Annotated in this window: 19 protein-coding genes and 5 pseudogenes; 15 read left to right on the top strand and 9 right to left on the bottom strand. The window is 65.5% G+C overall.

Going from position 1 to position 20,944, the window contains the following annotated elements:
• Nucleotides 1–447: 447 nt before the first annotated feature.
• Nucleotides 448–726, bottom strand: a complete 279-nt coding sequence (locus AC1DSO_RS19570) for a DUF1272 domain-containing protein (protein ID WP_477070400.1) — start codon at nt 724–726, stop codon at nt 448–450.
• 289 nt (nt 727–1,015) lie between these two features.
• On the opposite strand from AC1DSO_RS19570, the gene carA reads away from it, so the two are divergent.
• A complete protein-coding gene (gene carA / locus AC1DSO_RS19575; RefSeq protein WP_477070401.1) occupies nt 1,016–2,200 on the top strand; it encodes a glutamine-hydrolyzing carbamoyl-phosphate synthase small subunit in 1,185 nt (394 codons plus the stop codon).
• Between the two features lie 2 nt (nt 2,201–2,202).
• On the opposite strand, the pseudogene AC1DSO_RS19580 reads toward carA, so the two are convergent.
• The 4 genes and pseudogenes from AC1DSO_RS19580 to AC1DSO_RS19595 all read right to left on the bottom strand — a co-directional run.
• Nucleotides 2,203–2,354: pseudogene (locus AC1DSO_RS19580) on the bottom strand (hypothetical protein); the annotation flags it as partial.
• Nucleotides 2,320–2,733 (bottom strand): annotated as a pseudogene (locus AC1DSO_RS19585) (DUF559 domain-containing protein); the annotation flags it as partial. The pseudogenes AC1DSO_RS19585 and AC1DSO_RS19580, both read right to left, overlap by 35 nt.
• A 165-nt stretch (nt 2,734–2,898) precedes the next feature.
• Nucleotides 2,899–2,967: pseudogene (locus AC1DSO_RS19590) on the bottom strand (endonuclease domain-containing protein); the annotation flags it as partial.
• Between the two features lie 98 nt (nt 2,968–3,065).
• Complete coding sequence (locus tag AC1DSO_RS19595) at nt 3,066–3,305, bottom strand: flagellar basal body rod C-terminal domain-containing protein (protein ID WP_477070402.1); 240 nt, start codon at nt 3,303–3,305, stop codon at nt 3,066–3,068.
• A gap of 451 nt (nt 3,306–3,756) precedes the next feature.
• On the opposite strand from AC1DSO_RS19595, the gene AC1DSO_RS19600 reads away from it, so the two are divergent.
• The 3 genes and pseudogenes from AC1DSO_RS19600 to AC1DSO_RS19610 form a co-directional block, all read left to right on the top strand.
• On the top strand, nt 3,757–5,460 hold the full coding sequence (locus tag AC1DSO_RS19600) for a M20/M25/M40 family metallo-hydrolase (protein WP_477070403.1): 1,704 nt from the start codon (nt 3,757–3,759) through the stop codon (nt 5,458–5,460).
• 304 nt (nt 5,461–5,764) lie between these two features.
• Nucleotides 5,765–6,415: a DUF998 domain-containing protein gene (locus tag AC1DSO_RS19605; RefSeq protein WP_477070404.1), complete on the top strand. Its 651-nt coding sequence runs from the start codon at nt 5,765–5,767 to the stop codon at nt 6,413–6,415.
• A 37-nt stretch (nt 6,416–6,452) separates the two neighbouring features.
• Nucleotides 6,453–6,569: pseudogene (locus AC1DSO_RS19610) on the top strand (hypothetical protein); the annotation flags it as partial.
• A 34-nt stretch (nt 6,570–6,603) separates the two neighbouring features.
• Here the strand turns inward: AC1DSO_RS19610 and arr are convergent.
• Nucleotides 6,604–7,020 carry an NAD(+)--rifampin ADP-ribosyltransferase gene (arr, locus tag AC1DSO_RS19615; RefSeq protein WP_477070405.1) on the bottom strand — a complete coding sequence of 139 codons (417 nt, stop codon included), beginning with the start codon at nt 7,018–7,020 and terminating at the stop codon, nt 6,604–6,606.
• Between the two features lie 353 nt (nt 7,021–7,373).
• Here arr and AC1DSO_RS19620 point away from each other — a divergent pair, with 353 nt between their 5' ends.
• Nucleotides 7,374–8,057, top strand: a complete 684-nt coding sequence (locus AC1DSO_RS19620; RefSeq protein ID WP_477070406.1) for an FABP family protein — start codon at nt 7,374–7,376, stop codon at nt 8,055–8,057.
• A gap of 152 nt (nt 8,058–8,209) precedes the next feature.
• Here AC1DSO_RS19620 and AC1DSO_RS19625 read toward each other — a convergent pair whose 3' ends face one another.
• The gene (locus tag AC1DSO_RS19625; protein ID WP_477070407.1) at nt 8,210–8,758 is read right to left on the bottom strand and encodes a YbhB/YbcL family Raf kinase inhibitor-like protein; all 549 of its coding nucleotides are present in this window, start codon (nt 8,756–8,758) and stop codon (nt 8,210–8,212) included.
• Nucleotides 8,759–8,993: 235 nt separating this feature from the next.
• Nucleotides 8,994–9,614, bottom strand: a complete 621-nt coding sequence (locus AC1DSO_RS19630) for a TIGR02466 family protein (protein ID WP_477070408.1) — start codon at nt 9,612–9,614, stop codon at nt 8,994–8,996.
• Between the two features lie 22 nt (nt 9,615–9,636).
• Here AC1DSO_RS19630 and AC1DSO_RS19635 point away from each other — a divergent pair, with 22 nt between their 5' ends.
• The 10 genes from AC1DSO_RS19635 (at nt 9,637) to AC1DSO_RS19680 (ending at nt 20,814) form a co-directional block, all read left to right on the top strand.
• A complete protein-coding gene (locus AC1DSO_RS19635; protein WP_477070409.1) occupies nt 9,637–9,933 on the top strand; it encodes an antitoxin in 297 nt (98 codons plus the stop codon).
• Between the two features lie 4 nt (nt 9,934–9,937).
• On the top strand, nt 9,938–10,219 hold the full coding sequence (locus tag AC1DSO_RS19640) for a type II toxin-antitoxin system RelE/ParE family toxin (RefSeq protein ID WP_477070410.1): 282 nt from the start codon (nt 9,938–9,940) through the stop codon (nt 10,217–10,219).
• Nucleotides 10,220–10,238: 19 nt separating this feature from the next.
• Complete coding sequence (gene uvrC, locus AC1DSO_RS19645; protein ID WP_477070425.1) at nt 10,239–12,152, top strand: excinuclease ABC subunit UvrC; 1,914 nt, start codon at nt 10,239–10,241, stop codon at nt 12,150–12,152.
• A gap of 336 nt (nt 12,153–12,488) precedes the next feature.
• Nucleotides 12,489–13,820: a metallophosphoesterase gene (locus AC1DSO_RS19650; protein WP_477070411.1), complete on the top strand. Its 1,332-nt coding sequence runs from the start codon at nt 12,489–12,491 to the stop codon at nt 13,818–13,820.
• The gene (locus AC1DSO_RS19655; RefSeq protein WP_477070412.1) at nt 13,820–15,886 is read left to right on the top strand and encodes an ORC-CDC6 family AAA ATPase; all 2,067 of its coding nucleotides are present in this window, start codon (nt 13,820–13,822) and stop codon (nt 15,884–15,886) included. The genes AC1DSO_RS19650 and AC1DSO_RS19655 overlap by 1 nt, the downstream gene beginning before the upstream one ends.
• Nucleotides 15,879–16,895, top strand: coding sequence for a hypothetical protein (locus tag AC1DSO_RS19660; protein WP_477070413.1), 1,017 nt, complete (start codon nt 15,879–15,881; stop codon nt 16,893–16,895). The genes AC1DSO_RS19655 and AC1DSO_RS19660 overlap by 8 nt, the downstream gene beginning before the upstream one ends.
• Nucleotides 16,896–16,931: 36 nt before the next feature.
• A complete protein-coding gene (locus AC1DSO_RS19665; protein ID WP_477070414.1) occupies nt 16,932–17,285 on the top strand; it encodes a restriction endonuclease in 354 nt (117 codons plus the stop codon).
• Between the two features lie 106 nt (nt 17,286–17,391).
• On the top strand, nt 17,392–18,798 hold the full coding sequence (locus tag AC1DSO_RS19670; protein WP_477070415.1) for a family 43 glycosylhydrolase: 1,407 nt from the start codon (nt 17,392–17,394) through the stop codon (nt 18,796–18,798).
• Between the two features lie 229 nt (nt 18,799–19,027).
• A complete protein-coding gene (locus tag AC1DSO_RS19675) occupies nt 19,028–20,164 on the top strand; it encodes an energy transducer TonB (RefSeq protein WP_477070416.1) in 1,137 nt (378 codons plus the stop codon).
• A gap of 80 nt (nt 20,165–20,244) precedes the next feature.
• A complete protein-coding gene (locus tag AC1DSO_RS19680) occupies nt 20,245–20,814 on the top strand; it encodes a sigma-70 family RNA polymerase sigma factor (RefSeq protein WP_477070417.1) in 570 nt (189 codons plus the stop codon).
• Nucleotides 20,815–20,832: 18 nt separating this feature from the next.
• Here AC1DSO_RS19680 and AC1DSO_RS19685 read toward each other — a convergent pair.
• Nucleotides 20,833–20,940 (bottom strand): annotated as a pseudogene (locus AC1DSO_RS19685) (hypothetical protein); the annotation flags it as partial.
• Nucleotides 20,941–20,944 lie beyond the last annotated feature (4 nt).

Genomic DNA, 20,944 nt, shown 5'->3' on the forward strand with positions numbered 1-20,944 from the left:
GACCAGAAAAGTTCAGACCACTCGAGCCATTTTATCGACTGACCTGAGGCAACTGACCAGACCATATTGGCCTGACGACCGCGTCTTCAAAATCCCTCTCTCTGAGAGAGAGGGAGGGGCCCACGCCGCAGGCGTGGGAGGGTGAGTGGTTACGGTCTCTCCGAATGAAGCTCTTATTCTCCCGACCTGCCCGGCGGAGGCCGGGGCCCGGATTCTTCCGGAAAGTTTGGGAATGACGCGCCCTCGCGTGGCGCCGTCCGCTGAGAGCTTGGGGTTCGACCTGGGCCCCGGCTTTCGCCGGGGAGGTCGGCGTTGGGTGGCTGGGAGTTGGGTGACGGGGCAGAGCGTTGGCCTTCCCGGCCAGCGGTGAAACCTCTCACCCTCCCACCGCCTGCGGCGGCGGGCCCCTCCCTCTCTCTCAGAGAGAGGGGTTTCGCGCGGCGTCCCCTAAGCCCAGCCCGGCGGGCCCTCGGGTTCGCGGCGGACCACCGGCGCGCGGTGGGCCTTCGTCACTCGCCGCAGCGAGGCGGGATAGCGGTGCAGCTCCGCCTCGGGGCGGATCGGCCTCGTCACCAGGCCGCCGCCGCAGTCGGGGCAGGTCTCGTCGAAGCGCAGGTCGGCGCAGTCGGCGCAGAAGGTGTGTTCGAAGGTGCAGATTCGGGCCGCGTCGCTGGCCGGGGGCAGGTCGCGGTCACAGCACTCGCAATTCGGGCGCAGTTCGAGCATGGGTCCGTCCTCCCGTGTTCGCCCAGTTCTTCGCCTAGGTGGTTTTCTTGCGTGGAAGCCTTTCACCATAAGGGCTTTTACGGCCGTCGCGCGAGGGGGCGCGGTCGCATATCACGGGAATGTGGAGCCAAGCGAAAATCGCGTGATCGGTCCATGGGAGACAGGGGGTTGACCCCCCTCCCCATAGCCCCTAGACACCCCGCCGTTTGCTTGGCGGGCGGGGTTACCCCTGGCCCGCCTTTTTGCGACAATAGGCACCCGTCAACACGCGTTAGGAGCGCTCCACAGAATGTCCCAAGACCTTCTTCCCGGCGTTACCCTTCTTCCTGGCGTAACGGGCGTTCTGGCCCTGGCCGACGGCACCATCCTGCAGGGCGTGGGCTGCGGCGCGGTCGGCGACGCGGTCGGCGAGGTGTGCTTCAACACCGCCATGACGGGCTATCAGGAGATCCTGACCGACCCGTCCTACATGGCGCAGATCGTGGCCTTCACCTTCCCGCACATCGGCAATGTCGGGACCAATGTCGAGGACGTCGAGCAGGTCACCGGCGTGGCCGAGACGGCGGCGCGCGGCGCCCTGTTCCGCGAGGTCCCGACCCAGCAGGCCAACTGGCGCGCCAACAGCGACTTCGACGCCTGGATGAAGACCCGGGGCGTGATCGGCCTGGCCGGCATCGACACCCGCGCCCTGACCCGCAAGATCCGCGAAACCGGCATGCCGCACGGCGTCATCGCCCACTCGCCCGACGGCCAGTTCGACCTTGACGCCCTGGTCGCCAAGGCCAAGGCCTGGGCCGGCCTCGAGGGCCTGGACCTGGCCAAGGACGCCTCGACCACCCAGACCTTCACCTGGGACGAGGGCCTGTGGTCGTGGCCGGAAGGCTACGCCAAGCTGGACAAGCCCAAGTACGAAGTGGTCGTCATCGACTACGGCGTGAAGCGCAACATCCTGCGCGCCCTGGCCCACGTCGGGGCCCGCGCCACGGTGGTGCCGGCCGACACCAAGGCCGAAGACATCCTGGCCCGCAATCCCGACGGCGTGCTGCTCAGCAACGGCCCCGGCGACCCGGCCGCCACGGGGCTATACGCGGTGCCCGAGATCCAAAAGCTGGTCGAGAGCGGCAAGCCGGTGTTCGGCATCTGCCTGGGCCACCAGATGCTGGCCCTGGCGCTCGGCGCCAAGACCGTGAAGATGGACCAGGGCCACCACGGCGCCAACCATCCGGTCAAGGACCTGACCACCGGCAAGGTCGAGATCGTCTCGATGAACCACGGCTTCACCGTGGACAGCGAGAGCCTGCCCGCCCCGGTGCAGGAGACCCACGTCTCGCTGTTCGACGGCACCAACGCCGGCATTCAACTGGCCGACAAGCCGGTGTTCTCGGTGCAGCACCACCCGGAGGCGTCGCCCGGACCGACGGATAGCTTGTACCTGTTCGAGCGGTTCGCGGGCCTGATGGATCGGGCGAAGTAATTCCCCTCTCCCCTTGCGGGAGAGGGTGGCCCGCGCAGCGGGTCGGGTGAGGGGTCACACGAACAGAGCCGCCGCGACAGCCTTACCGCCGTTGCGGCGGTTTTCGTTTGCGCGACCCCTCATCCGTCGCCTCCGGCGACACCTTCTCCCGCAAGGGGAGAAGGGGGAACCGCGATGGCTTTTAGGATTTGGCCGAGGACCCGGTCGGGATAGCTCAGCTGTTCGTTCTTGAACCGCAGCACTCGAAACCCTTGCCCGCTCAGCCACGCATCGCGTTCGGCGTCCCGTGCTTGATCGTGATGTGGACCATCAGCTTCCACAATCAGCCGATGGCGCAGGCACACGAAATCCGCCACGTAGCGCCCGACCGGCAATTGGCGGCGAAACTTAAGCCCATCCAGCCGACGGTCGCGCAGCAATCTCCAGAGCAACCGCTCAGTCGACGGCGCCTGCTCCCGCAGACGTCGAGCAAAGGCGACTTGCCGCGAGCGCTCCACCATGACGAGAACAATACATGAACATCAACACCCCGCAACCCCTCTCCCCTTGCGGGAGAGGGTGGCCCACGAAGTGGGTCGGGTGAGGGGTTGATGAACAGGACCGCCGCGACGGCGGACCGACGAGATACAGGCCGACAGATCTATCGACCCCTCATCCGGCCCTTCGGGCCACCTTCTCCCGCAAGGGGAGAAGGACGAAAAACTGGGGGCCGCCTCCCGCAAGACTAGGGGGCAAAGCGGGAGGCGGCTGCCGAACGCCCGCTGCAAGGGGGGCGCGCTTTGGGCGTCCGGCGGCTAGAGCCCGTCCGTTCCGGGTGGAAGACCGAACCGTCTGGTCAGGCTCTAACGTCGTTGCGGTGCGAAGCTCAGGCCTTGAGGTCGAGCAGCGCGCCGGTCATCTGGTCGGCGGTTCGGATCACCGCCGCATTGGCCTTGAAGTCGGTCGCGGCGCTGATCTGCCCGACCCGCTCGGCCACGAAATCCACGTCACCGAGCGTCTCGACCCGCTCGGCCTGCGCGCCGGCCGAAGCGACGCGCTGAGCGCTGGCGTTCAGGCGGTCGGCGGCGGCCATCATGCCGGCGGCGGCGATCGAAAGAGCCTGCATGGGATGTCCCCTTTGTTGGCGTCTTGGTTGGCGTCTTTGGTTGCGTTCTTGACGTCGGTTTTCGCGCCGTCTCGGTTAAGAAGGTGCAACCAAAAATGGTAAAATTTACGGTTCGGTCATCTTTTTTAGCGTCTGTTAACCTTATCGACGGGGCTCATTCCCGGCCTTCGCCAGGGTTAATCTGCCGCTAACCGAACTGGCGAGGAACGTTGCTGGCGCAGGGGCGCGGGGTGAAGGAAGCCCCATTGCCAGAATGCCGTTCTCGGCGACAAATCCTGCCCAACATTACAAAACGTTCAGGCGCGGCCGTCTCGACAAGCCGTCAGCACACCGACATGGTTCGCCCCCTGCGCGGGCCGGGGGCGGCCTGCTTACTCCAACCCCTACGCGTGACGGCCGCCGAAACCGCCCACACTTTCGGCTGTCACGCTTCCAAGAGGCTCTCACAGACATGTCGTTCACGCGTCGCGCCGCGCTCGCCAGCGCCGCCCTGCTCATGGTCGCGCAACCGGTCCTGGCGGCCGCTCCGGCCAAGCCCGCCGCTTCCTCGGCCAAGAAGGCGGCTTCGGACTTCGTGCCCTCGCCCGAGGCCATCAAGGCCCACATGACCTTCCTGGCCGACGACGCCATGGAAGGCCGCGAGGCCGGCACCCGCGGCTACGACATCGCCGCCAACTACGTGGCCGCCCAATACGCCTTGCTGGGCGTCAAGCCGGCCGGTGACAAGACGACCACCGGAACCTCGTACCAACAGCACGTGCCGTTGCTGGCCTACCGCCCGAACGGCGAGGGCTCGGTCGCGGTCACCGGTCCCGACGGCAAGGAAGCGCCTCTGAAGTACGGCGAGGACTACCTGCCCGGCCCTCAGGCCCAGGCCGCCGACCTGACGGTCAACGCGCCGCTGGTCTTCGTCGGCTACGGCCTGGTCGACGCCGGCCGGGGCCGCGACGACTATGCGGGCCTGGACGTGAAGGGCAAGATCGTCGTCATGCTGAGCGGCGCCCCGACCTCGATCCAGACCGAGGAACGCGCCCACTTCAGCAATCCCAACGTCAAGCGCCAGGAAGCGGCCAAGCGCGGCGCGGTCGGCGTGATGATCATGCCGACCACCAGCAGCGAGAAACGCCGCCCGTTCGCGCGCGGCCTGATGGGCATGAAGGAATGGCGCGTCATCTGGCGCAACGCCCAGGACGTCGGCGCCATCCGCGCGCCCGGCGCGCCCAGCCTGGTCACCCTCAGCCTGGCCGGGGCGGACAAGCTGTTCGCCGGCGCGCCGACGCCGCTGGCCTCGGTGCTGGCCGAGGCCGAGACCCCGGCCGGCGCGGTCAAGGGTTTCGCCCTGGCGACCAAGGCCAATGTCGTGCTGAAGACCGAGATCGAGAAGCGCGAGAGCAGCAACGTCGTCGGCCTGATCGAGGGCTCGGACCCGAAGCTGAAGGCTCAGACCGTGATCCTGTCGGCGCACCTGGACCACATCGGCCTGAAGGACAACGCCAAGCCCGGCGAGGACCGCGTCAACAACGGCGCGCTGGACAACGCCTCGGGCATCGCCACCCTGCTGGAGGTGGCGCGCGGCTTCAAGAACACCAAGGTCCGGCCCAAGCGCTCGATCATCCTGCTGGCCGTGACCGGCGAGGAGAAGGGCCTGATCGGCTCGGACTATTTCGCCAACAACCCGACGGTGACCAAGGCCGACATCGCCGCCGACGTGAACCTGGACATGCCGGTGCTGCTGTACCCGTTCACCGACGTGATCGCGTTCGGCGCCGACCGCTCGACCGTCGGCGAGGCCGTCAAGCACGCCGCCGGCCGCGTCGGCGTGGCGCTGTCGGGCGACCCGCTGCCGGAGGAAGGCCTGTTCACCCGCTCGGACCACTACCGCTTCGTCGAGCAGGGCGTCCCGTCGGTGTTCCTGATGACCGGCTTCCAGAACGGCGGCGAAAAGGCCTTCACCACCTTCCTGAAGACCAACTATCACCACCCGGGYGACGACCTGAACCAGCCGATCGACTACCAGGCGGCCGCCAAGTTCGCGCTCGTGAACTACGAGATCGCCCGCGAGCTGGCCAACACCCCGGCCCGCCCGGTCTGGAAGAAAGGCGACTTCTTCGGCGCGGCCTTCGCCCCGGCGGGCCACCCGTCGGCGGCGAAGTAGCTCCCAATCCCTCTCTCTGAGAGAGAGGGAAGGGGCCCGCCGCGAAGCGGTGGGAGGGTGAGTGGTTACACCCTCCCGGAATGAAACTCCCCTTTACTGTTTCCCAGCGAGAGTGGGGTTTGAGGCGCGGGCAAAAGAGAATCCGGACGATCCGGCCAAAGGTGAAACCACTCACCCTCCCACCGCCGATGGCGGCGGGCCCCTCCCTCTCTCTATGAGAGAGGGGTTTCGCGCGCTTCCCCGAATGATCAGGCATTGATTTCGCCCGGATCAGGCCCAAAATCCGAAGCCTCCTTTTGCGACATTGGATTCCCAGCTCGTGACCGCCCGCACCGGCGCATTCCTGAAGATCGGCGTGATCGCGCCGGCCATCATGGTGGCCGACGTGCTGGTCGCTCAGCGGCTGTTCCCCGGCTTCGACGCCGGGGCCCAGTTCATCAGCGAGCTGGGCGGGCCGGACGCGCCGATGCCGGCGGTGTTCAACTACGGCATGATGGTCGCCGGGATCGCTGGCCTGCTGGCCGGGGCCGGCTTCACCCACGCGCTGGAGCAGGCCGGCGGCCGGCGGGTCGTCTCGGCGTTCGCCGGCCTGTGGGTGGCCCTGACCGGCCTGGGGGCCTTCTTCGCCGGGGTGTTCCACTGGCCCGACCCGATGCACCGGGCCTGCGGCGTCGGCCTGGCCATCCAGTTCGCGCCGCTGTTCGCCGCCTGGGCCCTGTGGGGCAAGCCGGGCTATCGGCGGCTGGCCCACTTCTCGCTGGGCTGGTTCCTGGGCCTCTTGCTCGTCTTCGCCCTGCTGACCGGGGTGTGGAACGTCCGCACCGGCCACGATGTCGGATACTGGCAGCGTGGCCATGCCTTCCTGGGCCTGCTGTGGCTGGCCATCGCCGCCTGGACCCTGGAACGCGGGTGGAAGGCCTCCACCCTCGCCGAGCCGGAGCCCGCGGCGGCTTAGGGCCGGTGCGTTATTGAACACCACTCTTTATCCTCGTCATCCCGGCCGTAGCGCAGCGGAGAGCCGGGACCCAGGGGCCAATGCAGTGCGCCGGCCCCTGGGTCCCGGACAGCCTCTGCGAGGCTTCCGGGATGACACGGGTTTGGAGCTTTGATGTCTTCCAGCGCCTTCGGTCGCTCAGTCCTGCCTCAGTCCTCGATCGCCTCGACGCCCTGCCGCTCCAGCTCGGCCAGGTGGTCGCGCATCGTCTTCAGCTGTTCGGGCGTGTGCCCCGTCCAGTCGGCGACCTCGCCGATCACCCGCAGCGGGTCGCGAGTGCGGTAGGACTTGGTCGGATTGCCTGGGAACTTCTTGTCGGTGAGGTTGGGGTCGTCTTCGTACGGGCCGGTCGGTTCGACGATGTAGATCCGGCCCGGCCTCTCGCCCTGGGCCAGCTCCGCGCCCCAGGTCGCCGCCTCCAGGGTGGCGGTCAGGTAGACATAGGCGGCGGTCTTGCGCTTGCCGTAGTTGGAGACCCAGCCGGCGGCGATCAGGTCGCCCTTTCGCAGGTCGGCCCTGGTTCCGTGGTAGAACGGCTGCGCGTACGGCGTGACGGTGGTGGTCATCAAGGCCCTCCTGAAAGCGGGAACGACGTTCGTCGAGGGCGCTACAAACTGCGCATAAATCGCCGCCTGCCAATTCTTGAACGAAACTCATTCGTCCCCAGATCCCTACCGGCGGGGGGATGAGGCTTTCATCGACGCCCCCTCCGTCTCGTCGCCTATCGGCGCCGATCCACCTCCCCCGCTTCGCATGGGAGGAGGAGGCCGCATCCTCCTCACCCGTGAAACGGGGGAGGTGGCGCGATGCGCAGCATCGTGACGGAGGGGGCGTCGACGACCGCTCACCCGTCACAAGCCTTGACGCCCAGAAGCGTCACGCTAGACCCGGCGCTCAGCTTTGCCCTGGCGCGGACCCGATGATCACCTTCTCCGACGACATCTTCACCGAACCGGCGGACGTGGATCCGGACACCTTGGCCAACCTCGGCCCGCTGCGGCCGCTGGCCGGCGTATGGGAGGGGCGCAAGGGCGTCGACCTGAACCCCAAGGCCGAAGGGCCCGAGCGGCGCGAGTTCCTCGAACGCATCGAGATGCAGCCCATCGATCCGCAGGCCAACGGGCCGCAGCTGTTCTATGGCCTGCGCTATCACGTCCACATCGTCGCCTCGGACGAGGACACCACCTTCCACGACCAGGTCGGCTATTGGCTGTGGGAGCCGGCCACGGGGCTGATCATGCAGACCCTGGCCATCCCGCGCGGCCAGGTGGCGCTGGCCAAGGGCCAGGCGGCGGCGGACGGTTCCGGCCTGACGGTCCGGGCCGAGCGCGGCGGGCCGGGCTATGGCATTTGCTCGACCGACTTCCTGGAGTGGGCGTTCCGCACCGACTCCTACCAGCTGGACGTCGCCTTCGAGGCCGACGGCGGCTGGTCCTATGTCTCCACGACCATGCTGCAGGTGCGCGGCCGCACCGCGCCGTTCCGCCACGTCGACCGCAACACGCTGCACAAGGTCGCCGAGCCCCGGCCCAATCCTTCCGCGCGGATCGCGGCGGGGGTGACGCTGGCGCTGGCGCATGGCTTCGTGTCGGTCGGCGGCTGAAGTCTCCTCTCCTCCCCCTTTGGGGAGGGGGACCGCCGAACGGCGGTGGAGGGGCCCTGTGAGGTGGCGAATTCACCACCGCTTCGCGGACCCCCTCCGTCTCCGTGCGTATTCGCACGGATCCACCTCCCCCTAATGGGGAGGAAAGTTCGCTACTGCGTCTCCGGCGCCTCATAGGTCGCCACCAGCACGCCGTCGGCCAGGGTGTCGCCTTTCAGGGCGCTGACCAGGGTCTCCAGCGGGATGTTGGGGCCGAAGGTCAGACGCTCGGCCAGGGCGAAGATCTGGAAGTGGTAGCGGTGCAGGCCATGGCCCGGCGGCGGGCGCGGGCCGAACCAGCCGACGGTTCCGTTGTCGTTGACGCCCTGAGTGGCGCCGCCGACCTGGCCCAGGCTGGGGGTGTTGGGCAGGCCCTCCGGCAGGCTCGTGGCCTCGCCCGGAATGTTCCAGATCAGCCAGTGGACGAACGGCCGCTCGCGCGGGGCGTCGGGGTCCTCGACCACGAGGGCGTAGGCCGCCGCGCCCTCCACCGGCGTCCAGACCAGCGGCGGCGAGCGGTTCTCGTGATAGGCCGAGTGGCGGTCCTCCAGGTGGCCGTCGACGTCCAGCGACGGCGTGGTCAGGACGATGCCGCCGTCACCGAACGGCTGGACCTTCTGGATGGTGATGGCTTCACCGGAGTGGTCGGGAGTCTGGGCCATGGGGGTCTCCTTGGCGAGAAGAACCCACGGGCCGACGGTAAAGTTCACAGCGTCACCGCAGCGCGCCCCTCTCCCCATGCGGGAGAGGGTGGCCCGCGAAGCGGGTCGGGTGAGGGGTTGAAGAACAGGTCCGCCGCGATCGACGGCAGCCGCCGAGCGCCAAGCCGACAGGACGATCGACCCCTCATCCGGCCGCCTTCGGCGGCCACCTTCTCCCGCATGGGGAGAAGGGAACTCAGCGCCAGGCGTAGTTGAAGCTGATGCTGATCCGCTGCTCGTCGGCCTGGTTGGGCGTCACCTCGTGGCGCAGCCAGCTCTCCCACAGCAGCACCGTGCCCGGCGCCGGCTGGACGTAGACGAACGGCGCCAACCCCTCGGGCGCGTCGTCGGCGCGGGTCGGGGCGGCCATCATCATCGGCAAGCGCGGATCCTCGAACTTCAGGGCCGAGGCGCCCGGCGGGATGGTCACATAGACCGTGCCCGAAATGACGCTGTGCGGGTGGATGTGGCCGCTGTGTTGGCCGCCCGGCTCCAGGATGTTGATCCACAGGCTGTCCATCACCAGCTTGCCCGCCCCCAGGTCGAAACAGAGGTCCTTGGCGAAGGCCGCGGCGTGCTTGTCGAGCTTCTTCTTGAGGTCGGCGAACAGGCTGTCGCGCTGCGGCAGGTCGTTCAGCGAGGCGTACGAGGTGTAGCCCAGATAGCCCTTGTTATAGGCCCAGGCCTGGCCGGCCTCGTCGTCCTCGGCGATGGCGACGCAGGCGTCGTGCAGCTCGTCGATGAAGGCCTCGAAGCCCTTCTCGCCGGCGAGGCTGGCTTCATAGAGCGGGGTGACGAAGAGCGGGCGCGTGGTCATGGGAGGCGTCATAGCGCCCCTCGTGATTGACGACAAACCGGGATTGGAACATAGTCAGAACATGGCTGACGGTGATCACATCCTGACGATCAATGCAGCGCTCGCTGAGCGGATGAAGGCCGTGTCCGAGGATCTCGGCAAGAGCCTCGACGATTACGCCACCCAGCTTCTCGACGCCTTCACGGGCCTCGATCCACGCAAACATGACGAAGCCTATTGGGAAGACGTTCAGCGCATCTGCGATGAGACGGAACGCGACGGCGGTATTCCCTGGGAACAAGTGCAAGCCAGACTGCGAAACTTCGGCCAAAAGCGCTGATCCGGTGCGTAACATTGAGCTTTCCAGGCTCGCTGAGACAGACCTTGATCGCCTGGAAGCTTGGCTCGTCAAAAATGGCGCCCCCTATGCTGTGGATCTCGGCGCCACGCTAGACAACGCGATCACGAACCTACGAGACTTCCCAGAGCGGGGCAGACACTCCGGCTTCGGCGAATTGCGCGAACTGGTCGTGCAGTTTCGCACCTGGAGTTACGTGGTCACCTACTCCGTAACTGTCAGCAGCGTGATCATCGCGCGCATTCACCACGGTCTGGAAGATCGCTGACTCCGCCGGACTCGCCTATATCTCCCCTGTGACCGACACCACCGCCGACACCCCCGCCTCGCCCCGCCTGTCCGGCGCCGCCCTGATCAAGGACGAGGTCTCGCGCCTGCCCGACGCGCCCGGCGTCTACCGGATGATCGGCGAGGCCGACGAGGTGCTGTACGTCGGCAAGGCCAAGAGCCTGAAGAAGCGGGTCGTGCAGTACGCCCAAGGCCGCTTCCACACCAACCGCATCGCCAACATGGTCGACGCGACGCGGTCCATGGAGTTCATCACCACCCGCACCGAAGCCGACGCCCTGCTGCTCGAGATCAACCTGATCAAGCAGCTGAAGCCGCGCTTCAACGTGCTGCTGCGCGACGACAAGAGCTTCCCCGAGATCGTCATCCGCCGCGACCACGACGCCCCGCAGCTGCGCAAGCACCGCGGCGCCCACACCCTCAAGGGCGACTATTTCGGGCCGTTCGCCAGCGCCTGGGCGGTGAACCGCACCTTGAACACCCTGCAGAAGGCCTTCCTGCTGCGCTCGTGCAGCGACAGCGTCTACGACAGCCGCGACCGGCCCTGCATGCTGCACCAGATCAAGCGCTGCGCCGCCCCCTGCACCGGCCTGATCGGCAAGGACGACTACCAGGGCCTGGTCGACCAGGCCGAGGCCTTCCTACGCGGCAAGTCCCGCGCGGTGATGGCGACGATGGCCAAGGAGATGGAAGAGGCGGCCGAAGAGCTGGAGTTCGAGCGCGCCGCCCGCCTGCGCGACCGCATCCGCGCCCTGTCCAGCGTCGCCCAAGAGACCCAGATCAATCCCGAGACCGTGGACGAGGCCGACGTCGTGGCCCTGCACGTCGAGGGCGGCCAGGCCTGCGTGCAGGTGTTCTTCTTCCGGGCCGGCCAGAACTGGGGCAACCGCGCCTACTTCCCCCGCGTCGCCGGCGCGGCCGACGAGTCGGAGGACGAGAACACCACCGAGGAGCAGCGGATCCTCACCGCCTTCCTGGGCCAGTTCTACGACGACAAGCCGATCCCGCGCCTGATCCTGGCCAATCTGCAGCCGGCCGAGGCCGGGCTGCTGGCCGAGGCCTTCTGCGTCAAGAGCGGCCGCAAGGTCGAGATCGCCGTGCCCAAGCGCGGCGAGAAGGCCGACCTGGTTCAGCACGCCCTGACCAACGCCCGTGAAGCGCTGGGCCGCAAGATGGCCGAGGGCAGCGCCCAGACCACGCTGCTGGCCGGGGTCTGCGAGGCCTTCAAGCTGGAGGCCCCGCCCGAGCGGATCGAGGTCTACGACAACAGCCACATCCAGGGGACCAACGCCGTCGGCGGCATGATCGTGGCCGGGCCCGAGGGCTTCATGAAGGGCCAGTACCGCAAGTTCAACATCAAGAGCACCGAGCTCACCCCCGGCGACGACTACGGCATGATGAAGGAGGTGCTGAAGCGCCGCTTCGCCCGCCTGGTCAAGGAGGAGGAGGACGGCGACAGCGACAACCGCCCCGACCTCGTCCTGGTCGACGGCGGCAAGGGCCAGCTGGATGCGGCCCTGGAGGTCATGGCCGACCTCGGCGTCGACGACATCGCCGTGGTCGGCGTCGCCAAGGGCCCGGACCGCGACGCGGGCCTGGAGCGCTTCTTCATCCCCGGCCAGACCCCGTTCATGCTCGAGCCCAAGTCACCGGTTTTGTACTACCTGCAACGCCTCCGCGACGAAGCCCACCGCTTCGCCATCGGCGCCCACCGCACGCGGCGCTCCATGGACCTGAAGAAGAACCCGCTGGACGAGATCGAGGGCGTCGGCCCGGGGCGCAAGAAGGCCCTGCTGCACGCGTTCGGGTCAGCCAAGGGGGTTGGCCGGGCGAGTGTCGAGGACCTGGTCAAGGTGGAGGGGGTCAGCCTGGCGCTGGCCGAGCGGATCCACGGGTTTTTCAGGAAGGGGTGAGGGCTAGCAGACTCCGGAAGGTCCACTTCCCAAGGCTGGCTGGGTCGTACCGGCGCGGGCCCTGGTCTGACTCTTCCAGACCTTGGCAACGTCCGCGACGACGGAGGCTGCCGCACGAACCAATAGACCTGACTCTTCTGGCCGCTAGAAGCAGCCAGCGATGCTTCCGTTTAAGGCCTTAGCTGTCCTCAGCAGCAAGGAGGGGCCAGCAATCGCCCGCGTACGGCCGTGCCGATGCAATCGGCAGGTTGACTTGCCACCCCGCCACAACCGCCTAAGGTTAAGCTCCTCATTTTGCTTCCGGGGGGAAGCGGCAGGCACGGCGCTAGGATCAATTTGACCAAGATCTCGCTCCTACAGGTTGGTGATATTCACTATCCGCAATGGAACAGCGCGCCCTACGAGGCGGACGACAAGGATGAGAAGCTGAACCGTCGCGTGAAAGCCGGCGTGTCCCTATCGCCTACGCGATTGGTGCTGACTCGACTTGAGGCGCTGGCGGCTGAGCCCGACGTGGCGGCTGTCGGATTCATGGGGGATTTTACCTCCTGGGGTCGTCACGTCGAATTGCGTGCGGCGATCCTGCATATGTCTTGGCTTTGCAAAGCCAATCGTGAGCCGATGGACCGACCGCATCTTTTGATGGTCCCTGGCAATCATGACGTGTCGCGGGAAGACGCTGTGAACCTTGGACAATTCGCGAAGTTCGACGCGATCGCCAAGTTTGCCGAAGAGGCTCTGTTTCATCGGCCGCCCACCGACACGCCCATTCACGTTGAATTGGGCTCAGCCGCAGTAGGCAAGGTTCATGTCTTCCTTCTCAACACCTCGTTGGGGTCTTGGGAGCGCTATCTCTTGCCGAAAAATATGCAGGAGCTCTCGGAAGACGATCTTGCCAGCGGGACTTGGAGTATACCTGACTACACTGAACTGGCGATGCCAATGGCGGGGGCGCCAACGAAAATTGACAAGGCCGCTCCCGAACAGCTGGATACGCCCTATGTGTCAGCTAATGGGCTGCACATGCTGGGAGACCATATTCGGCGTATTCCAAAGAGCGACGCAGTAGTGGTGATTGGTCACCACAATGTCTTGCCGCAGAAGCAACCCCGCCTTTCTATATACCCAGAAATGATCAACGCTGGCTTTTTCCGCCGCTTCCTTTTGGGGCTCGATCGGCCGATCGTCTATTTGCATGGACACACGCATCTCGAGCTAATCGAGGAGGTCAGCGACCCCCGAAAGCCACAAGCTAAGCTTTTGGTCGTGTCGGCTCCCAAGCTTGAGGATGGATTTAATGAGATCTCTTTTCATTTCGACGGCAGGAAGTCGGCGCTTGGTGTGAGGATTTTGCCGTGGCGCGTTGCCGAGGATCGCTCCAGCTTTATGCCGGCCTCGAACGAGCAGGCAGCTTGCACCTTGCAAAATGGCACAGCGCTAGAGCCCTCGAGCGAGGCAAGGGTACTCTTTGGCGCGCTAGTCAGCGGCGTGCGCTACAATGTTATCGATATTCAAGAAGCCATGGAGGAGAAGAACATCGGCCTTAGCGGGAGAACACTTGAGAATGTTCTGCTTGAGCTGTTCTTCTGGCGCTGGATCGAGATCGGCCGTAGCGGCTCACCTAGTGCCGAGTGGATAATTTTTGTTCCGCGTAGTCGGGGTAGCTGATGGCTCGCAATCCCTTCATCGACACTAAACTTGAATATGAACTGGAACCCGTCCTTTGGTTTTCGAAGCGATCTCGCCGAATTGCCCAAAGAGGTAAGTCAACTTTCGTGAGTGGGACACGAGGCAGCGGAAAGACATCTATTCTTCGCTCGCTTTCGACACGTTATATATCGGAAATATCGTCACTCAACGAGCAACTTTCGACACATAAATTCGAATGGTTTGGCGTTTATATTCGCCTGCAGGACGCATTTGCAGATGTCATAAATAGTCCTATCATTCGTGAAAACGATAAGTTCGATAACCCGCGCCGAAAGGATCTAAATTTTACAGTATTTTCGCAATACATTGAACTATTGATACTATCCGCTTTGACGAAAGATCTGGTAAATCTGCGTCAATCGGGTTTCGTGAAATTCTCAGCGGGCAGCGAATTCGACGCTATCCAGCGCCTGCTTTCCAGCACCGACGCCTTGAAAAACTACGCCGCCGGCCGGCAGATCGAAACCCTAAACGACCTGGATCGACTCTGTAGACAAACCCTGGACAGACTGTTCAGCGCGGCCATTGGCGTTAGCAGCCGCGTGCCGATCGACGTGCTCCAACCGAGCATGCCTGGTGAGATCATCGCCGCTGCCGCGAAATGTCTGCTGCCAATGATCCGCGGCGACCGCTTCAAGCAGGGCAAGAAGCTCGTCCTTAAGTTGATGATCGACGACTGCGAGATCCTATCTCCAGACCATCAGGCTTATTTAAACACGCTCATTCGAAACACTTCGGAGCCGGTGTCTTGGGTCATCGCTTTTGTCGGGACGTTGTACGATGGTCGCCGCACGATCCGCCCAAATCAGATGCTGTCTGACGCCGATCGCGAGATCGAATTCCTGGATGAATCGAGCGAGTCTGAGTTTCGTGAGCTCTGCACCCGTATCGCGTCTTTGCGCCTCTACCGGGCCATCGAGCCCGCCACTAGGCACAAGGCCGGGGTCACCAATCCGCACAACTGCTTCGACCTTGAGCGGCGCCTAGGAAAGCCGTCCCTCAATACCCTGATCGACGTCACCTTCGAGGGATCCATATCGCCAGAAATCGAAGCGCTGCGCACGCGCGCTCGGGCTTGGCAGGTGGCGCTGGACGCCGGCTCGCTCGGCAATGATCTGAAGGTGGATTTTGAAATCCCTGACGGCGCCCTGCCCTATACCGTGGCGATCGCCGCCGAACATCTAGGCATCACCCCTGAAGAAGCTGCGCAGGAACTTCAAGACCCCAAACTCAAACGCCGCCTGCAACAAAAGTTAGCGCGCAAGCAACGAGCGGCGTTCCTTGTTCTCGGGCGCGAACGAAAAACCCGAATGATCTTGGCCGGAAGCGGCATCGTCTTGGGACTTAGCGACAGCTGTATCCGAGATTTTCTCGACATCATGCGCTCGATTTTCGAGGCCGAGGTCGGCGAACCTAGCGAAGGCAAGATCGTGAAATTCGTCAAGGCGACGACGCCGATCGCCAGTCGGCGGCAGTCCGCAGCGATATACAGCTCCGCCGAAGCAAAATTGCGCAGCGTCATGACGATCGCTGATCCCTACGGTGAGGGCGTCACCCGGCTTGTCGATGCGCTAGGGCAACTCACCGCCGAGATGCATACTGGTGAAGGAGCCATTCGAAATCCCGAAATGGGGATCTTCCGCCTCAACTGGCGACAAACTCGAGCGACGCTAAAGAAGCTGGACAAGCCGGGAAGAGATCTTGACGAACTCTTTCGTAAATCAGAATTGGACGGCTTCGTGAGAGAAGTCGATCCTGTCGATCGCGTGATGTCTCGCCCCCAACCGGATCTGAGCGAATACCGGTTGTTTCGGTTGCACCGACGCTTCGCCCCCGCTTTCGGGTTTTCCTTCAGAGGCCCCTATGGTGTGGCCCCCCTGCCAGAGAGCGCGTTTGTCGAGGTCATTGTCGCGGAGGCGGCCTTCTCCACGACGGAATGGGTGCGGCGAACCCTTTCGCGGTCGGACAGCCTTGCAGCGCCAAATCAGATGCAGTTGCCAGGTTTGGTTGGCGACGATGACTGAGTTGGCCGCGTGGTTCCGATCTGGCCCATTTCTGATACGTGAGCGTGCTGTGCGTGACCGGGTTCAGGTTGACGCGCAGGTCGCACTTTTTACGCCAGGCTGGGAGGTGCGCGCGGTCGCTGTCAGCGATATCGTCGACTGCGGTGACGCCGAGAGTCGAATCCTCGACTTCGATGTCCCGCCGTCAGCAATTTCCATAATTGACGCGCAGAAGGCGAAGCTCGTGGCGGCGAACAGGCGCTGCGAAGCGATAAATCTACTAAGCTCCATTGAGCTGGACAGCAATGTCCATAAAATAAAGATGGAGCTGAGAAAGTTATATTTAGAAGGTCACAACCATCTATTCGTCGACATCACCAGTCTACCAAAGTCTTACATCCAAGCTATCACCAGTTGGTTGTTCGTAGAAGGGCTGTTTCCGCACGTCACCTTCGGTTACGCTGAAGGAGTGTATGGCCCGACCGCGCCCCCGTCGGCTTCAGAGCAGTCCGTCAGCTTCGAATGCGTGAAGCCGATGATCGGCATGACCGCACCCTGCCGCGAAAAACGGCTGATAGCCGTGCTTGGTGGCGAGCGCGCAAATTGCTATGCTTTGATTGAAAGAATAGCGCCTGATTATATCCATTTATTGGGCACGCAAAGCGAAAATCATGAAGAGTTGAAGGCGGGAATAACCGCTCAACTTGATAAGATCAAAATTGAGTACGGTGACCGGCTCGTACAAAATTCGATGATCGAAGCGTTTTCGCTTCGAGCTTTTCTTTCCGCTATAGATGTATCGATCCTCACGGAAGATCGTGCCGTAGCGACCACTATCTTTGCTGGCGGTACAAAGCCGCACGCTCTTGCAGCCGCAATTCTGGCGGCCGCGCATCGTGAGATTGTCGAGTTACGCTACCGACGACCGACTGCTTATCCGCAAAATGCGGTCGGCTGGTCTGGACGTTACTTCATATACGAGGTTGTAGATCTCCGCTCCGAGCGCCTCCCGCTGTGTAAGGTGTTCTAGGAGCTTCACTTTTAGCGATCGAGACGCCGACGATTCTTGCTTCACTTAAAGGACGACGCCTCACTTGCCCCGGATCGTAGCGAGGCAACTAAGCGGAAATGTCGTGTTTCTGGAAGGGACCCAAGGCCCGCTCATGGCGCACCAGCAACACCCCCCACCGTCCGCGACTTCCGCGGGTCCATGGTCGGGCGGGCCGACAAGGGCCTGATCCTGACCACCGGGACCTTCACCGCCGAGGCGCGCAAGGAGGCGGTTCGGGACGGCGCGCCGGCGATCGACCTGGTCGATGGCGAGATGCTTTGTGATCTTCTGCGCCTGCACCGCCTCGGCGTCCGCGTCGAGATGGTCGAGCGCGTGAGCGTCGACGCCGGGGCGCTAGCGGCGATCTGAGGCGGCGCCATCTCCCGCCGCCCCCACCCTTGCGATCATCCTATTTGTCAGACAATAGGTAACCTGCCCTCACCCGGACGGGGGTCCGTCGTGATCAGGAGGCCCCATGTCGATCCGTAATCCCCAGGCCGCCTCCCCCTCCCGCCGGGCGATGCTGGCCGGCGCCGGGGCGCTGGCGGCGGCCGGTCCCGTCGCCGCCAAGGCCGGCTCGGCCCCCACCCCGTCCAACCCCCTCGTCCGCCAACGCGCCGACGCCCAGATCTTCAAGCACCACGATGGCCAGTACTACATGACCGCCTCGGTCCCGGAGTACGACCGCCTAGCCATCCGCCGGTCCCCCACCCTGGCGGGGCTCGCCACCGCCCCGGAGGCGGTGATCTGGCGGCGGCCCGCGAGCGGCAAGCTGGGCGGCTATATCTGGGCGCCGGAGCTGCACGCGATCGACGGCGCCTGGCACCTGTACTTCGCGGCCGGCGACAAGGACGAGCCGTTCCACATCCGCACCTATGTCCTGCGCTGCCGGGACAAGGACGCCCTGACCGGCCGCTGGGAGATGGCGGGCCAGTTCCAGACGCCGTGGGACACCTTCACCCTCGACTCCACGATCTTCAGCCACAAGGGCGTGCGCTACGCGCTGTGGGCGCAGCAGGAGCCGGGGATCAAGACCAACAGCAACCTCTACCTGGCCCCGCTGGCCACGCCGACTACCCTGGCTAGGCCGCCGGCCCGCCTGACCGTCCCGACCTTGGACTGGGAGATCCGCGGCTTCAAGGTCGCCGAGGGGCCGGCCCCGCTGCACCGCAACGGCAAGCTGTTCGTCAGCTACTCGGCCAGCGCCACCGACGATCGCTACTGCCTGGGCCTGCTGAGCGCCGACGCGGACGCCGACCTGATGTCGCCGGCGTCGTGGAGCAAGTCGCCGGAGCCGGTGTTCGTCTCGTCCGAGGCGACCGGCGTCTGGGGGCCGGGGCACAACGCGTTCACCGTCGACGAGCAGGGCCGCGACGTGCTGGTCTATCACGGCCGCGACTACAAGAAGATCCAGGGCGACCCTCTGTTCGACCCCAACCGCCACACGCGGGTGCAGCGGCTGTACTACAAGGCCGATGGCGCGCCCGACTTCGGCGTGCCGGTCGGCGCGGGCGCGGTTCCCGACCGCTTCGCGCCGCTGGACCGGCCGGACGCCTTCCTGCGCCACGAGGGCGACCGGGCGCTGGTCGGGACCGGGCCGCTGGCCACCACCCAGTTCCGCCAGATCTCCGGCCCGGCCGGAACCGTGTCGCTGGAGCCGATCCTGAAACCCGGCCACGTGCTGAGCGTCGGCGCGGGCGGGGCGGTGGCGATCGTCCCGGCCGGCGGCGATCCCAAGGCCTCCCGCTTCCGCCGGCTCCCCGGCCTGGCCGGCGGCAAGGGCGTGTCGTTCGCGGCCCTGGGCGGCGGGTACCTGCGCCATCGCGACGGCGCGGTCGTGGTCGGGGCGGGGGACGCGGCGGCGGCGTTTGTGGTGACGTAGGGTTTCCCTCTCCCCTTGCGGGAGAGGGTGGCCCGCGCAGCGGGTCGGGTGAGGGGTCGAAGACCGGATCGGCCGCGACAGCGGATAGGCCGGGCGCCACGCCGACAGGACGATCAACCCCTCATCCGTCAGCCTGCGGCTGACACCTTCTCCCGCAGGGGGAGAAGGAAGACTTGACCTACCCCGCTCCGCCAGGGCCAATACCTCAACCCTAGATCGCGGAGCGTTCATGCGCGGCTTGCTGCTTCTGGCCCTGGCCCTGGTGACGCCCGTCACGGCGCTCGCCACCATTCCGCCGCCGCCCAGCGATCCCAAGGCGCCGGTGAAGCTGGTCAGTTTCGCGACGCCCCCGTCCAGCATCGCCTGCGCCGGGACCTCGGCGCGGCTGGTCGAGGCCGCGGCCCTGCCGCCCAAGATCTGGCAGGTGTGGACGCCGCCTGTTCCGCCGGTCGGCACGCAGGCCTATGTCCCGCCGCCCCCGCCCTCGACCGAGGTCTACAGCTTCTCGGTCGACGCCGACGGCCACGTGACCGACCTCAAGCGCACCAGCGGCCAGGGCGGGACGATCCCCTGGTCCATCGACGAGCAGTCGGCCATCCTCGCCAGCTGGCGGTTCGCGCCCGACGCCCCGGCCAAGGCCTGCACGATCGACCTGGCGCCCCGCTATCCGCCGATCGCCGAGGCCTCGCCCGCCCAGCTGTTCGAGGCCCTGGCCGACGATCCCCGCTCGCCGTCACCACCGCTGCGCAAGGCCCTGGCGGCCGGGAACGACTGCGACGGCCCCACGCGCCGGCGGCCGCAGACGATCGTCTATCCGGACCTGCGGCCGTTCGACGACAAGACCGTCGATCCCGCCTGGGCCGGCCTGCGCTTCGACATCGACGCCGCCGGGGCCGCGCGCAACGTGCGGGTCGTGGCCCAGCATGGCGAGGCCGCCTTCGCCGACGCCGCCGCCAGCGCGGTGGCCGAGGCCAAATACTTCCCGGGCCCGCCGCGCACCGGCTGCGCTGTCGCGTTCAAGGCCATGCCCAAGGCGACGCCGCCGCCCAAGCGCATGACGCCGCCGGTCGACGACGACACGTGCAAGATCACCCTGGCCGCGCTGAACCTGCCCGAGACCAAGTTCTTCCCGCCCGCCTTCGGCAAGCGCCGGGTCGGCGGCCGCGCCCTCCTGCGCTTCGACGTGGCGCCCTGGGGCCAGATCGGCGCGGTCGAGGTGCTGGAGGCCCAGCCCACCGCCGCGTTCGGCGAGGCCGCCCGCATGCTGCTGATGAGCGGACGGCCCAAGGCCCCGCCCACCGGCTATCGCGGCTGCGTCGTGCCGATCATCTACGCCATCCCCGCCATTCCAGAAGACGAGTACTGACGACATTCGTTAACCGCCCCTGCAACCAATCCTCTTCGCCACCCGTTCTTAGCTTGAGCATATTCCCAACGGGGGCCGTCATGGACCATCACGACCAGAAGACCTTCGAACGCGACCTCATCGCCTTGATCCCGCATCTGCGGGCCTTCGCGCGGTCGCTATGCGGTAACGCCACCGTCGCCGACGACCTGGCGCAGGACGCCGTGGCCAAGGCCTGGGCCAGCCGCGGCAGCTTCACCCTGGGCACCAACATGAAGGCCTGGACCTTCATGATCCTGCGCAACCAGTTCTATTCGGACAAGCGCCGCAGCTGGCGCTCGGTCGCCCTGGACCAGGAGACCGCCGAGCGTACGCTAGTGGCCAACACCAACTTCGACAGCGCCATCGCCCTGGACGACCTGCGCCAGGCGATGCTGATGCTGCCCGAGAACCAGCGCGAGGCGCTGATCCTGATCGGGGCCGGCGGCTTCTCGTACGAGGAGGCGGCCGAGGTGATCGGCGTCGCGGTCGGCACGGTCAAGAGCCGCGTCAGCCGGGCCCGCGCCGACCTGGTCCAGATCTTCGAAAGCGGCCACTACGAGCGCGACGGCAAGCCGGTGCACCAGGCGATGGACTCGATGCTGTGGGCGCTGGAACGGCTGTCGGCTTAGGGTCTCAACCACAATAGTTGTGTCATCCCGGAAGCCTCGCAGAGGCTGTCCGGGACCCAGGGGCCGGCGCACCGCGGTTGCCCCTGGGTCCCGGCCCTCCGCTACGCTGCGGCCGGGATGACACATTGTT

It is taken from the genome of Caulobacter sp. P4_E5 (assembly GCF_056401555.1).

What these genes read in the sequence shown, in the direction of transcription:
- AC1DSO_RS19655 (WP_477070412.1), top strand. Translation starts at nt 13,820, where the DNA reads ATGGCTCGCAATCCCTTCATCGACACTAAACTTGAATATGAACTGGAA.
- AC1DSO_RS19680 (WP_477070417.1), top strand. Translation starts at nt 20,245, where the DNA reads ATGGACCATCACGACCAGAAGACCTTCGAACGCGACCTCATCGCCTTG.
- AC1DSO_RS19625 (WP_477070407.1), bottom strand. Translation starts at nt 8,758, where the DNA reads ATGGCCCAGACTCCCGACCACTCCGGTGAAGCCATCACCATCCAGAAG.
- AC1DSO_RS19670 (WP_477070415.1), top strand. Translation starts at nt 17,392, where the DNA reads ATGTCGATCCGTAATCCCCAGGCCGCCTCCCCCTCCCGCCGGGCGATG.
- AC1DSO_RS19570 (WP_477070400.1), bottom strand. Translation starts at nt 726, where the DNA reads ATGCTCGAACTGCGCCCGAATTGCGAGTGCTGTGACCGCGACCTGCCC.
- AC1DSO_RS19595 (WP_477070402.1), bottom strand. Translation starts at nt 3,305, where the DNA reads ATGCAGGCTCTTTCGATCGCCGCCGCCGGCATGATGGCCGCCGCCGAC.
- carA (WP_477070401.1), top strand. Translation starts at nt 1,016, where the DNA reads ATGTCCCAAGACCTTCTTCCCGGCGTTACCCTTCTTCCTGGCGTAACG.
- AC1DSO_RS19620 (WP_477070406.1), top strand. Translation starts at nt 7,374, where the DNA reads ATGATCACCTTCTCCGACGACATCTTCACCGAACCGGCGGACGTGGAT.
- AC1DSO_RS19630 (WP_477070408.1), bottom strand. Translation starts at nt 9,614, where the DNA reads ATGACCACGCGCCCGCTCTTCGTCACCCCGCTCTATGAAGCCAGCCTC.
- AC1DSO_RS19660 (WP_477070413.1), top strand. Translation starts at nt 15,879, where the DNA reads ATGACTGAGTTGGCCGCGTGGTTCCGATCTGGCCCATTTCTGATACGT.
- AC1DSO_RS19675 (WP_477070416.1), top strand. Translation starts at nt 19,028, where the DNA reads ATGCGCGGCTTGCTGCTTCTGGCCCTGGCCCTGGTGACGCCCGTCACG.
- arr (WP_477070405.1), bottom strand. Translation starts at nt 7,020, where the DNA reads ATGACCACCACCGTCACGCCGTACGCGCAGCCGTTCTACCACGGAACC.